We start from the raw sequence: 12,929 nt of genomic DNA, 5'->3' as shown, positions 1-12,929 counted from the left end.
CTAGTTCTGAGCCAACATCCTGAGCGCCGAGAGTAGATTGGCCTTGTCGTCGGTCCAAGCGCTCTGTCCGTCAGCGATCAAGGGGTGCCAACCCCTCGTGTCGACGAATGCATCGATGCGGTATTCGTCACGACTCAGGATGGCAACCAACGAATTCGCGGCGCCCTGTCGCTGGGCCTCTTCGTCAACAGTGCCCCATTTAATCGCCGCGTGCAGACCAAGTGTATCAGCAGCCCGGGCCAGTTGCGGGGCCAGATCGTAGTATTTGTTGGAGATGTGGAAGACCAAGGTCCCGTCCCGGTTCAACTGGCTCATATAGGTCTGGATCGCTTCCAGAGTGATCAGGTGCAGGGGAATCGCGTCCGAGCTATAGGCGTCCAGCACCATGATATCGAACGCGAATTTCTGATGCGCCAGTACGATGCGTGCATCCCCCAAATGGGTAGTCGACCCCGAGGCGCAGTCTGACATGTAGGTGAACAGCGCCGGGTCGCGGGCGATCCGGTCGACGGTCTCATCAATCTCGAAGAATTCCCAGGTTTGATGAGGTTGCCGATAGCAAGCCAACGCACCGGTCCCGAGGCCGACGATGCCGATTTTGTCCGAGGTTTGCCCGTATTCCGAAGTCAGGACTTCGGCCATAGGGCCGTCCGGATGATAGTAAGATGACCCAACAGGGCGGATGCCGGGTGCGGTCAGCCTTTGCCCGCCATGGATCGTAGTGCCGTTCTTGTAGACCCGAAAACCGTCACGATCATAAACCGCATGAGTTCCGAAAAAGCTGCGGTCGCGGAAATGCACATCGGTCGTTGGTATCAAGGTCGGTACCAGCAAGACCAGAAGCGCCGCTGCCATCCGCGTCGGTGTGTTTCTGAAGCACAGCAACACACCGGCGACCAGAACGGTGGATACAATCGTCGGCAGCGTGTTTGTATCCGTCGCGTTTCCTTCGTTCAGTTTGCTAAGCAGGAAAGCAAGCGGAGCCGCCACCGCAACACCCAGCAGGGCCTTGCGAAGATTGAAGGTGCCGGACTGGATCAGGAACAACCCGCCAGCAGCAAGCAGGGTCAGGGCGAACTCGATCTCTCGGTCAAATACAGCCGGTGCGATGATCGAGTTGAACAACCCGCCACAGGCACCGCCGACCGAGAGGGCAAGGTAGAACGTCGTCAGGTGCTCGGCAGGGGGCCGCATCTCATAGAGCAGCCGGTGCGCAAACATGGCGACCAGATAAAGCAGCGGGATATAGACCAGCATCGCCGCCAGAGGCAGTTGTGCGGTTCCAAGTCTGAACAGCAGAGCCACACCGATCGCCATCGCAAACAGAACAGGGATTTTCAGGCTTTCCAGAGTGTTCGGTTGCCGTTTCGCGAAGGCCAGAATGAAGGTCAGAATATAGGTGGCCAGCGGCACGACCCAGATCAAAGGGATGGACCCGAGGTCGATGCTGAGCTTGGTTGTGGTGGCCAGCATCAGTGACGAGGGGACAAAGGCAATGAACACCCAGGTGGCTATCGTCTTTGCGTTTAGGGGCGTGCTCTTACCGCGCTGTTCTTGCGCAAGGGTCATGTCCGGCGCGCCGCGCAGTGCAATCACACCACTGGTGGCCAACAGAACGCCAAAGACAACAAAGCCGATGGACCAGAACAGGCTGATGTCCCGCGCGCCATAGAATGGATCGGCAATCAGGGGAAAGGCAAGCAAGGCCAGCAGTGAGCCGACATTGCTGGCCGCATAGAGGAAATAGGGATCATTGGCCGACGGCCCGCCGGATCGTGAATACCACGCCTGCAACAGAGGCGCGTTCGCCGACAACACGGCAAAGGGAACGCCTACGCCCGCCGCAAACAGCAATAGCGTTTGCAGTGCGATGGATTGCGAAGAATCGAACCTCCAGCCTTCTTGTGTGGCCAAAGGCAGAAAGCCGAGCGCCAACAACCACAAGGCCAGATGCGTCACAAGCTGCCAGCGCAGGGTAAACCAGCGGGTCAGCATATGGGCATACAGATATCCGAGGATCAGCATCAGCTGAAAAAACAGCATGGCGGTGGTCCAGACCGCAGGGGTTCCGCCGATTTTGGGCAAAACGAGCTTGGCAAACAGCGGTTGAACAAAGAACAGCAGGCTGGCGCTGACGAAAATAGACGCACAAAAGCTGATGACCGGAGCGTAGGTGCGCCAATTCTTTGTTGGCTGCGATATGTTCGAAAAGGACACGGTGAAACTCCGGCATAAGATTGCGGTTCAGCCGTATTGGTGAATCTTGACCTTTTTGCGGCTGATCGGTGCAAACTCATTGCGCATAGGCGGAATTGTTCACGATTTGGGATCGATCAGAGGGGGACTGCTCATTACGCGCGCCGGGAACAGGCAAAGCCTTGCCGATGCCGGACTTGTGATTGTCACGTCTCTCAAACCTGTGGACACTGTCCCCTAATTCATCAGGAGATCAATGAGATGCGTAGATTCTTTTTGACAACCGCTTTCGTAGTTGGAGGAGCTGTCACAGCAATGGCAGATGACATCATCAAGGTGAACACCGCCAAATCCGTGCCCGAGGCGATAGATGCGCTTGAGGCAGCGGTTGGAAACGCTGGCGCGACCGTATTCGCCCGCATCGACCATGCGGCGGGGGCTGAAAAGGTCGGACTGACCATTCCCGCCAATCAGGTTCTGATCTTCGGCAACCCGGCGCTGGGCACACCGGCCATGCAAATCGACCCGCGCGCCGGTCTGTTCCTGCCGCTAAAAGTACAGGCTTACGAGGATGAAAACGGTCAGGTCTGGCTGGCCTATGAAGACCCGAAAGAGACCATGGACGAGTTGGACGCCGTTGAAAAATCCCCCGTCATCGAAAAGATGCGCGGTGCGTTGGCCAAGCTGACTGCGGTTGCGGCGCAATAACAAAAACGGATGTGCCGGAAGCATTGACTGCTGGCACATCTTCCTGTCGGCAATTTGTTTGATTGCCGGGGTTATGGTAAATTCCCCGCATTTCAGAAATTTAGGGAGGAGTTCTCCATGAAACCTTCATTGCATATGATGTGGATTGCTGGAGCGTTTTTTGTGACCGTATCAGGCGCCGCGCAGGCCCAGGATTTCATGACACAAAAGGAAATATTGGCGACCATTCCGGGCTCGACGATTTACGGTATTTCGAACCAGGATAACCAAACCCAATGGGCGCAGGCCTACAGCAAAGGCCGTAAAAAGGGCAAGCTTGCCGGTAACTCTGGTGGCAATAAGTATGAAGGCAAATGGTATGTTGATGGCGACATGTGGTGTGAAGAGACTGGCGATTGGGTGGGGTGCTTTCAATTCGTTCGCATAAGCGAAAAGGAACTGCAGCCGTACAAGGACGGGCAGCCCAGGAACATATGGAAAATACAGTAACCCGCTGCTGAGCGGCTCTATTTACTCAGAGTGGACAAGGCCTCTTTCAGGTCAATCGCGCCGTCATAAAGCGCGCGGCCGGAAATCGCGCCGTTCAGGTCCACACCGCAATCGCGCAGCGCGATCAGATCGTCCAGCGAGCTGACGCCGCCTGAAGCAATGACCGGGATCGATACGGAGCGGGCCAGATCAGCGGTGGCTTCGATGTTCGGGCCCTGCATCGCGCCGTCGCGGTTGATGTCAGTATAGATGATGGCCGCTACGCCCGCGTCCTCGAAACTGCGGGCCAGATCGGTGACCTGAACATCGGTTTCCTCGGCCCAGCCTTTGGTGGCGACCATGCCGTTGCGGGCGTCGATGCCTACGGCGACCTTGCCGGGGAACTCCCGCGCGGCCTCTCGCACCAGATCGGGGTTTTCTACCGCGACCGTGCCCAGAATCACGCGGGCCAGTCCCTTGCCGATCCAGGTTTCGATCGTGGCCATGTCGCGGATGCCGCCGCCCAACTGGGCGGGCACGTCGCAGGCTTTCAGGATCGCCTCAACCGGGGCGGCGTTGACCGGTTCACCCGCGAAGGCGCCGTTCAGGTCCACAAGGTGCAACCATTCGCAGCCAGCCTCAACAAAGGCACGCGCCTGCGCGGCAGGGTCTTCGTTGAACACGGTGGCCTTGTCCATCTCTCCGCGCAGCAGGCGCACGGCCTGGCCGTCTTTGAGGTCGATGGCGGGGTAAAGGATCATGATCGGCGGCCCTATATCAGTGTTACACGCGCGGGATATCGCACAGGCAGGGCAGGGGATGCAACGCGACGCTAAGTCATTCTTGCTCGGGGGCGCCGCGCCCGGCAGAGTAACGACAAATCAGGGAGGAAATCATGAAGAAAATTACCCTTGCGGCAGGCTTTGCAGTACTGGCAACCGCGTCTTTGGCGGATCCGGTCGATGGTCTGTGGAAAACGCAGCCGGGCGACGAAGGCGGATATCTGCATGTTACGATCGCCCCGTGTGGCAGCGCGATCTGCGGTACCATTGACAGCGCCTTTGACAAATCCGGCAATCAGCAACTGGCTTATGAGAATTTGGGCAAGCAGATCATCTGGGACATGGAGGCTGAAGGCGACGGTAACTACGCCAACGGCAAGATCTGGGCACCGGACCGGGACAAAACCTATAACTCGAAAATGACCCTCGACAGCCAGAACGAGCTGACCGTCAAGGGGTGTGTCGCGGGTGGTCTGGTCTGCCGCGGTCAGACCTGGACACGCGTTCAGTAAACCGTCAGGGCGCCCAGGTCAGGAAGTTCCCGATCATGCGCAGGCCCACGTCCTGGCTTTTTTCGGGGTGGAACTGCATTCCAACCATCGTGTCGCGGCCGATTACGGCCGTGACTTCCTGCCCATAATCCACATAGGCCAGCCGCTGTGCCGGATCAGTGACCCGGAAATGGTAGGAGTGGACGAAATAGACGTGATCGCCGGACTTCACACCGTTGAACACCGGATGATCGCTTTCCAGAACCAAATCGTTCCAGCCCATATGCGGGACTTTCAGCGCGGTGTCTGACGGCTCGATCCGGACCACGTCACCGGCGACCCAGTTCAACCCGTCGGTCTCGGTGTATTCATGGCCCTTTGAGGCCATTAGCTGCATCCCGACGCAGATGCCCAGAAACGGGCGGCCCTTTTGTTCGACCGCCTCGACCATCGCGTCATAGATGCCCTTGTGGCCGCGCAGTTCGGCGGCACAGGCCGGAAAGGCGCCGTCACCGGGCAGAACCAACCGATCAGCCCGCGCAACAACATCCGCGTCCGAGGTCACGACGACCTCACCCGCCTCCATCTCGCGCGCCATGCGTTGAAACGCCTTTTCGGCCGAGTGCAGGTTGCCGCTCTCGTAATCAATGATGGCGGTCAGCATTTACAGCGCACCCTTGGTGGACGGAATCGCATCCGCTTTGCGCGGGTCGGTTTCAACCGCCAGCCGCAGGGCGCGGGCGACGGCCTTAAAAGCAGCCTCGGCGATGTGGTGGCTGTTGAACCCGTGCAACTGGTCGATATGCAACGTGATGCCGCCGTGGGTGCTGAGCGCCTGAAAGAACTCGCGCACCAGCTCGGTATCGAATGTGCCGATCTTCTGGGTCGGGAGGTCCACATTCCAGATCAGGAACGGGCGTGCCGACAGATCCAGCGCACAGCGTACCTGCGCGTCATCCATGGGCAGGTGGCACTCGCCATAGCGACGGATGCCTTTCTTGTCGCCCAAAGCCTGCGTCAAAGCCTGACCCAGCGCGATTCCGGTATCCTCGACCGTGTGGTGATCGTCGATGTGATAATCGCCCTTGGCACGGATCGTCATGTCGATCAGTGAGTGGCGCGCAAGCTGGTCCAGCATGTGGTCAAAGAAGCCAACGCCGGTCTGATTGTCATAGGTGCCGGTGCCGTCCAGATTGACCTCGACCGAGATTTCGGTTTCGGCGGTCTGACGGCTGATCTTTGCGCTGCGCATGGGCGAATTCCTTTTGCTACAGGCGCGCTTATAGACGGGGAAGGGCGGGCTTTTCCAGACCACCCGTCGCATTCGGCGCAAACTGTTGCAGGGGATTGCACCCGGGCGCGGCCCATGCCAGCCTGCGGGCAACACGAACCATCAAGGCCCGGCCCATGTCCACCTGCGTTTTCATCCAAATCCGCTGCAAACCCGGTACCACCTACAAGGTGGCCGAGGAAATCGCCCTGCGCGAAATCCATTCTGAGCTCTATTCGACCAGCGGAGAATATGACCTGCTGCTGAAACTCTACATCCCCGAAACCGAGGATGTGGGGCATTTCATCAACGAAAACCTGCTGGTGATTCCCAATATCGAGCGGTCGCTGACCACGATGACGTTCAAGGCGTTTTAACCAAGCTCGAACGTCGTCACGCCAAAGATACGATTTAGGTCGATGTCCGGTTGATGGCTCGAATACATCCGAGCCGTTTCGAAAACCTTTTCCAACCCAAGCTTTGCCGCCAAATCAAAGGCGGCCTGGTTGGGTTGGGGCATGTCGATGAAAACCTCTTGCGCGCTTTGATCTTCCGGTAACGTTTCCAGCAAGCTGGCCAGCAAGGTTTCGGCAATGTCGGCGCGATCCGCGAATAGTGGCCCGATTTTGTAGCCGTTTTTGCATGGGCGCAACGTGGCATAGCCTTTGATCTGTCCGTCCTCGGAATACACACGGGAGACATGAGTTGGTGCGCTGATCCAGCCCTGCAGGAACGTGTCACGCGGGGTCGGGAACAGATGGCGATCGTACGCCTGCAATTCATCAGAAACCGCGGTCAAAGCTTCGGTGCCGGCTGACGGTGGCAACGCCCGCTGAATATCCGCTACAGTCCCGGTGAATCGGTAGTTGTTGTGCGCGAAGGCAAAGCCCGATTTGCGGTAATTGTGCTGCTGATCGACGACCCCATCCAACCCGACGTTGCGGGCAGTGCAATTGGCCAATGCACCCTGCCAAAGCTTCAGTCCGTGTCCCGCGCCACGATGCTCGGGGTGTACGATGTAGAACCCGAGGAAAGCAAACCCATCGTCGTAATGGACCACCGAGATTGAGGCGATCATCTCACCATCCATGAATCCGCCCAGAAACCCGTCGGTATCCGTACTGTGGAAACACGCGGCATCATGGTGGCCCGGATTCCAGCCTTCGTGTGCGGCCCAATCCACGGCCTGCTGCAACTCGTCTGCGGTGAGAGGGCGGATAACGTATTCAGACATGAGTGAACCCTGTGTTGCGCAGCGCAACCAGAATGACGCAATGCGTCACGAAGAACCAGCATGTTCGGAGAGTTTGGTATCTGGAGCGGGCGAGGCGATTCGAACGCCCGACCCTAACCTTGGCAAGGTTATGCTCTACCCCTGAGCTACGCCCGCATCAGATACATATGTTGGTCCGAAGACCTCTCAATGGAGCGGGCGAGGCGATTCGAACGCCCGACCCTAACCTTGGCAAGGTTATGCTCTACCCCTGAGCTACGCCCGCGCCGTTGAGTGAGGAGGGATGTATAAATTCCCACGCGGGGCTGCAAGCGGAAAAACACAAAAAAGCGGAAAAATCTTTCGACGGAAATCCGGGGGCGGCGCGTTGAAGTCTTAGACTATTAAAAAACAAGAGGGTTCGAGGAGAGGAAATGACACGGGTTGCAGATATGAAGATGGCCCTGCTGGCGGCGCTAATCGTACTGACATCGGCACTTTGTTTACCGGAGAAGGACAGGCTGGGTGAGGTTGAGCCTGTCCTCAGGGATGCACCGCAGGTCGAAACGCGGGTATTGGCGGGGTAAACCCCGCCTATCGGATTACAGTGCCAGTACGAGATTCGCGATGGCGGCCACCAGAATCGCAGCAAATGTCAGCAGCATCCCGATCTGGCGCAGAATGACGATCTGTGGGCTGCGTCCGAATCCATAGGCGTGCAACAGCCGTCCGCTCAGCAATGTCAGACCCAGAAGGTTCAGCAACAGGCCGCTTGCCCCCTGCAGTTCAACCATTGCGATCAACAGCACGGCAAAGGGTGTGTATTCGACAAAGTTGGAATGCGTCCGCATCACCTTGAGCATCGTCGTATTCCCACCGTCGCCGTAGGAAATCTTGTCGCTGCGCCGTTGGCTGATGACCCTGACGCTAAGCGCGATAAACAGGATTGCCAGCAATGCGGCATAGACTGGTGTGACGGACAGCATGGGCGATTATCCTCCTTGGGCCAAGAAAAAGGCCGCCCGGTTCCCCGCGCGGCCCCTCTTAGCCCAGAAAGCTAAACCGGTTATTCCAGTTCGACCAGCAGGTCCTTAGCGTCAATTTGGCCACCGGGTTGAACGTGGAGCGCTTTGACCGTGGCGTCGCGTTCTGCGTGGATGCCGGTTTCCATCTTCATCGCTTCGATGGTCAGCAGCAGATCGCCTTCCTTGACCTCCTGACCGGCGGTCACGGCAACCGTGGCAACAACGCCGGGCATCGGCGCGCCAACATGGTTGGGGTTGCCGGCTTCGGCCTTGGGACGGGCCTGCGTGGACGAGGTCACCAGACGGTTCGGCACCCGGATCACGCGCGGTTGGCCGTTGAGTTCGAAGAAGACTTTGACCTCACCCTTTTCATCGGTCTCGCCGATGGCCTGACAGCGGATTTCCAGCGTTTTACCCGGATCGATCTCAGCGGTGATCTCTTCGCCCGGGTCCATGCCATAGAAGAAGGTGCGTGTGGGCAGAGTGCGGACCGGGCCATAAACCCGGTGACGACCCATGTAGTCCAGGAACACTTTGGGATACATCAGGTAGCCGTTCAGATCCTCATCATCGACTTCTTTGCCTTCCAGCTGCTTGGACAGCTCGGCGCGGGTGGCTTCCAGATCGACCGCAGGGACGTCCTTGCCGGGGCGTTCCGTATTGGGCGTTTCGTCTTTCAACACCTTCTTGATGATGGTGTCGGGGAAGCCGCCCGGAGGCTGACCCAGGTTGCCGCGCATCATATCGACCACCGAGTCGGGGAAGGCCACATCGGTCGAGGGGCTTTCCACGTCTTCGCGGGTCAGGCCCTGGCTAACCATCATCAGCGCCATGTCACCGACCACTTTGGACGACGGCGTCACCTTCACGATGTCACCGAACATCTGGTTTACGTCGGCGTACATCTGAGCGACCTCGTGCCAGCGTTCTTCCAGACCCAAGGAGCGCGCCTGCGCCTTGAGGTTGGTGAACTGACCGCCCGGCATTTCGTGCAGGTACACCTCGGACGCCGGAGCCTGCAGGCTGGATTCGAAGGCGGCATACTGGCCGCGGACCGCCTCGAAGTAATCGCTGATCTCGCGGATGGCCTTGATGTCCAGCCCGGTGTCGCGCTCGGTATGGCGCAGAGCTTCGACCACGGTGCCCAGCGTTGCCTGGGACGTGTTGCCCGAGAAGCTGTCCATCGCGCAATCCACCGCGTCCACGCCCGCTTCAGAGGCGGCCAGAATGGTCGCGCTGGCGATGCCTGCGGTGTCGTGTGTGTGGAAATGGATCGGCAGGCCGACCTCTTCTTTCAGCGCACGGATCAGGATTTTGGCCGAGGCCGGTTTCAGCAAGCCCGCCATGTCCTTCAGGCCCAGAACATGGGCGCCTGCGTCGCGCAGCTCTTTCGCCATGCCGACATAGTATTTCAGGTCATACTTCGAGCGATCCGGGTCCAGAATGTCACCGGTATAACAAACGGTGCCTTCACAGATTTTGCCGTTCTCGATCACCGCGTCCATGGCCACGCGCATGTTCTCGACCCAGTTCAGCGAGTCGAAGACACGGAACACGTCGATGCCTTTGGACGCCTGGCGCACGAACTCTTGCACCACGTTGTCGGGGTAGTTAGTATAACCAACGCCGTTTGCTCCGCGCAGCAGCATCTGGGTCATCAGGTTCGGCATCGCCTCGCGCAGGTCGCGCAGACGCTGCCACGGGCATTCCTGCAAGAAGCGATAGGCCACGTCGAAAGTCGCACCGCCCCAGCACTCGACCGAGAACAGCTGCGGCAGGTTGGCGGCATAGGTTGGCGCCACCTTGATCATGTCGATCGACCGCATCCGGGTCGCCAGCAGTGACTGGTGACCATCCCGCATGGTGGTGTCGGTGATCAGCAGCTGACGCTGCGCCTTCATCCAGTCGGCGACCGCCTGCGGGCCTTTCTGCTCCAGCAGGTTGCGGGTGCCCATTTGAGGCTCACCCTTCAGCGCGGGGGCCTTGGCCTCTTTCAGATCGGCGCGCGGTTCCGGGCGGTCCTTGGTCTCAGGGTGACCGTTCACGGTGATATCCGCGATATAGGTCAGAACCTTGGTGCCCCGGTCGCGACGGCGCTTGAAGGTGAACAGGTCCGGCGTCGTGTCGATGAACTTGGTGGTGTACTCGTTCGACAGGAAGGTCGGATGTTTCAGTAGGTTGATGACAAAGTCGATATTGGTGCTGACGCCGCGAATACGGAACTCGCGCAGTGCCCGGTCCATCCGGGCGATCGCAGCCTCGGGCGTCGGTGCCTTGGCGGTGACCTTGGTCAGCAGCGAGTCGTAATACCGCGTGATGACGCCGCCCGCATAGGCGGTACCGCCATCGAGACGGATGCCCATGCCGGTGGCCGAGCGATAGGCAGTGATACGGCCATAGTCAGGGATGAAGTTGTTCTGCGGGTCCTCGGTGGTGATCCGGGTCTGCAGCGCGTGGCCGTTCAGGTGCACATCGGCCTGGCTCGCGGCGCCGGTGGCCTCTGCCAGCGTTTTGCCCTCGGCGATCAGGATCTGAGCCTGAACGATATCGATGCCGGTAACTTCTTCGGTGACGGTGTGTTCCACCTGCACGCGGGGGTTCACTTCGATGAAGTAGAACTTGCCGGTTTCCATATCCATCAGGAATTCGACCGTGCCGGCGCATTCATAGTTCACATGGGCGCAGATCTTGCGGCCCAGCTCACAGATTTCCGCGCGCTGTTCTTCGGACAGATACGGGGCAGGGGCGCGTTCGACGACCTTCTGGTTCCGGCGCTGGACCGAGCAGTCGCGTTCATAGAGGTGATAGATCTCACCATGCTTGTCGCCGAGGATCTGAACCTCGACGTGGCGGGCACGGGTGATCATCTTTTCCAGATAGCCCTCGCCATTGCCGAATGCGGCCTCGGCCTCGCGGCGGCCTTCCAGAACTTTCTCTTCCAGCTCTTCTTCCGAGTGGATCGGGCGCATACCGCGTCCGCCGCCGCCCCAGCTGGCCTTTAGCATCAGCGGGTAGCCGATCTCTTTGGCTTCGGCCCGGATCGCGTCCATGTCATCGCCCAGAACTTCGGTTGCCGGGATGACCGGGACATCGGCCGCGATGGCCACGCGGCGTGCGCTGGCCTTGTCGCCCAGGGCGCGCATGGTTTCCGCCTTGGGGCCGATGAAGGTGATGCCGTTCTGCACGCAAGCATCCACGAAGTTGGGATTCTCGGACAGCAGGCCATAGCCCGGGTGGATCGCATCCGCGCCACATTCCTTGGCTACGCGGATGATCTCGTCAATGCTCAGATAAGCAGCAACCGGTCCCATGCCTTCGCCGATGCGATACGCCTCGTCCGCCTTGAAACGATGCAAGCCAAGCTTGTCTTCTTCGGCGAACACCGCGACGGTGCGTTTGCCCATCTCGTTCGCTGCGCGCATCACGCGAATGGCAATCTCGCCGCGATTGGCGATCAGGATCTTGTTGAAGTCGGTCATATCAGGTCCCGGTCTTAGTGGTTTGGCCGTGTTATTAGGCGGACAATACGCGCTCGTATATCAGTCCTTCTGGGTAGAACCGGCATGTTATCGCTCGCAAACGCCGCCTTTTGGCTTGATTGTCTTACACACGCTGCGCTGCAGCATCAATATTTGTGATCACCGAACGAATTTCCTGCAGGTTTGAAAGGCCCATTTGGCCCATATTGGCAAGCATGTCCTGACGCAGGATGTCGATGACATGCGCGGGCCCTTTTGCGCCCAAGGCGCTGAGTCCATACAGGAATCCGCGCCCGAGCATGACAAAATCCGCGCCCAGTGCCAGTGCGCGCAGGATATCCAGGCCGCCTTCTATGCCGCTGTCGAAGATCAGAGGCAAATTTGTCGCCTTTCGGATCAACGGTAACACATTGATACTTGCGGGGGCTCCGTCAAACTGGCGGCCGCCGTGATTCGAAACCCAAATGGCATCAACACCAACCTGTTGCAGCCGCTCGGCGTCCTCGGCCCGCATCACGCCCTTCACGATAAATGGCCCGTCCCACGCGTCCCGCAGCCATTTGACATATTCCATGTCGGGCGAGGTGCGCAGCAGGTACCCCACATGAGCGGTCGGCGGCAGAGCGCTGTCGCCGTCAATATACTTGTCCAGTGTCCGCATCCGGGGCATCCCGTTTTGCGCCATGCCCAAGGCCCAGGCCGGACGCAAGGCAATCTGGGCTAGCAGGCGTGGGGTCAGCCGCGGAGGATTGGTCAGGCCGGATCGTATTTGCCGTTCACGGCGCGAGGCGACCGGGACGTCAACGGTTAGAACCAAGGTCGAGAACCCCGCCGATCTGGCGCGCTTCAGGATATCTGTGCGAATGTCCGGGTCTTTCGGCGGGTACAGTTGAAACCAGGCGTTCCGGCCCAGATGAGGGGCCAGATCCTCGGGGCTCTGGCTGGCGACCGTCGAGAGCGTATAGGGCAGCCCCGCCTTGGCCGCAGCACGAGCCAGCAACCCCTCTGCGTCCGGCCAGACCAGACCGGCCATCCCGATGGGCGCAATACCAAAGGGCAGGGGAAAATCCTGTCCCAAAAAACGCGTGCCGGTATCGCATTCAATTGGGCCCTGCAGGATCGCAGGCAGAAACCCCACCTGATCTAGCGCGGTCCGGTTTCGGTGCAGCGTGGTCTCGGTGCCCGTGCCGCTTGCCAGATACTCCCATACGAAAAACGGAATCCTTCGCTGTGCGCGGCGCTTCAGGTCGGCAATGCTTGGGAATGAGCTGTGCAGGTCCATATGAATTGATCCAAC

At 59.1% G+C, this 12,929-nt stretch carries 13 protein-coding genes and 2 tRNA genes; 5 read left to right on the top strand and 10 right to left on the bottom strand.

Annotated features, from left to right (window positions below; translation table 11 throughout):
• On the bottom strand, positions 1–2,217 hold the full coding sequence (locus tag GOX63_RS09705; RefSeq protein WP_174826754.1) for a transporter: 2,217 nt from the start codon (positions 2,215–2,217) through the stop codon (positions 1–3).
• 294 nt (positions 2,218–2,511) lie between these two features.
• Here GOX63_RS09705 and GOX63_RS09700 point away from each other — a divergent pair, with 294 nt between their 5' ends.
• Together GOX63_RS09700 and GOX63_RS09695 are read left to right on the top strand one after the other, a co-directional pair.
• Positions 2,512–2,904, top strand: a complete 393-nt coding sequence (locus tag GOX63_RS09700) for a DUF302 domain-containing protein (protein WP_170325767.1) — start codon at positions 2,512–2,514, stop codon at positions 2,902–2,904.
• Positions 2,905–3,021: 117 nt separating this feature from the next.
• Entirely contained in the window at positions 3,022–3,393 is a 372-nt protein-coding gene (locus tag GOX63_RS09695; protein WP_170325766.1) for a hypothetical protein, read from the top strand.
• Positions 3,394–3,410: 17 nt separating this feature from the next.
• Here the strand turns inward: GOX63_RS09695 and hisA are convergent, their stop codons facing one another.
• Positions 3,411–4,133 carry a 1-(5-phosphoribosyl)-5-[(5-phosphoribosylamino)methylideneamino]imidazole-4-carboxamide isomerase gene (hisA, locus tag GOX63_RS09690; RefSeq protein WP_170325765.1) on the bottom strand — a complete coding sequence of 241 codons (723 nt, stop codon included), beginning with the start codon at positions 4,131–4,133 and terminating at the stop codon, positions 3,411–3,413.
• Positions 4,134–4,267: 134 nt separating this feature from the next.
• On the opposite strand from hisA, the gene GOX63_RS09685 reads away from it, so the two are divergent.
• Positions 4,268–4,666: a DUF2147 domain-containing protein gene (locus GOX63_RS09685; RefSeq protein WP_170325764.1), complete on the top strand. Its 399-nt coding sequence runs from the start codon at positions 4,268–4,270 to the stop codon at positions 4,664–4,666.
• A gap of 4 nt (positions 4,667–4,670) precedes the next feature.
• On the opposite strand, the gene hisH is transcribed toward GOX63_RS09685, so the two are convergent.
• Positions 4,671–5,309, bottom strand: a complete 639-nt coding sequence (gene hisH, locus GOX63_RS09680; protein ID WP_170325763.1) for an imidazole glycerol phosphate synthase subunit HisH — start codon at positions 5,307–5,309, stop codon at positions 4,671–4,673.
• Complete coding sequence (gene hisB, locus GOX63_RS09675) at positions 5,310–5,897, bottom strand: imidazoleglycerol-phosphate dehydratase HisB (RefSeq protein WP_170325762.1); 588 nt, start codon at positions 5,895–5,897, stop codon at positions 5,310–5,312.
• A gap of 155 nt (positions 5,898–6,052) precedes the next feature.
• On the opposite strand from hisB, the gene GOX63_RS09670 reads away from it, so the two are divergent.
• Entirely contained in the window at positions 6,053–6,292 is a 240-nt protein-coding gene (locus GOX63_RS09670) for an Lrp/AsnC family transcriptional regulator (RefSeq protein ID WP_170325761.1), read from the top strand.
• Here the strand turns inward: GOX63_RS09670 and GOX63_RS09665 are convergent.
• From GOX63_RS09665 to GOX63_RS09655, 3 genes are all read right to left on the bottom strand, one after another.
• Entirely contained in the window at positions 6,289–7,149 is an 861-nt protein-coding gene (locus GOX63_RS09665; RefSeq protein ID WP_170325760.1) for a GNAT family N-acetyltransferase, read from the bottom strand. The two genes, GOX63_RS09670 and GOX63_RS09665, sit on opposite strands and share 4 nt — an antisense overlap.
• 81 nt (positions 7,150–7,230) lie before the next feature.
• Positions 7,231–7,305: transfer RNA gene (locus GOX63_RS09660), tRNA-Gly, on the bottom strand.
• A 34-nt stretch (positions 7,306–7,339) separates the two neighbouring features.
• A tRNA-Gly gene (locus GOX63_RS09655) sits at positions 7,340–7,414 on the bottom strand.
• A gap of 148 nt (positions 7,415–7,562) precedes the next feature.
• Here GOX63_RS09655 and GOX63_RS09650 point away from each other — a divergent pair.
• Positions 7,563–7,715 carry a hypothetical protein gene (locus GOX63_RS09650; RefSeq protein WP_170325759.1) on the top strand — a complete coding sequence of 51 codons (153 nt, stop codon included), beginning with the start codon at positions 7,563–7,565 and terminating at the stop codon, positions 7,713–7,715.
• A gap of 15 nt (positions 7,716–7,730) precedes the next feature.
• On the opposite strand, the gene GOX63_RS09645 is transcribed toward GOX63_RS09650, so the two are convergent.
• The 3 genes from GOX63_RS09645 to GOX63_RS09635 all read right to left on the bottom strand — a co-directional run bounded on the left by GOX63_RS09645 (position 7,731) and on the right by GOX63_RS09635 (position 12,914).
• Positions 7,731–8,114, bottom strand: coding sequence for an MAPEG family protein (locus tag GOX63_RS09645; protein ID WP_170325758.1), 384 nt, complete (start codon positions 8,112–8,114; stop codon positions 7,731–7,733).
• Between the two features lie 80 nt (positions 8,115–8,194).
• On the bottom strand, positions 8,195–11,632 hold the full coding sequence (locus GOX63_RS09640) for a pyruvate carboxylase (protein WP_170325757.1): 3,438 nt from the start codon (positions 11,630–11,632) through the stop codon (positions 8,195–8,197).
• A 124-nt stretch (positions 11,633–11,756) separates the two neighbouring features.
• The gene (locus GOX63_RS09635; RefSeq protein WP_170545616.1) at positions 11,757–12,914 is read right to left on the bottom strand and encodes an alpha-hydroxy acid oxidase; all 1,158 of its coding nucleotides are present in this window, start codon (positions 12,912–12,914) and stop codon (positions 11,757–11,759) included.
• Positions 12,915–12,929 lie beyond the last annotated feature (15 nt).

This window comes from Ruegeria arenilitoris, from assembly GCF_013031355.1.
GTDB lineage: Bacteria > Pseudomonadota > Alphaproteobacteria > Rhodobacterales > Rhodobacteraceae > Ruegeria > Ruegeria arenilitoris_C.
This window is presented reverse-complemented; position numbering and strand designations above follow the sequence as displayed.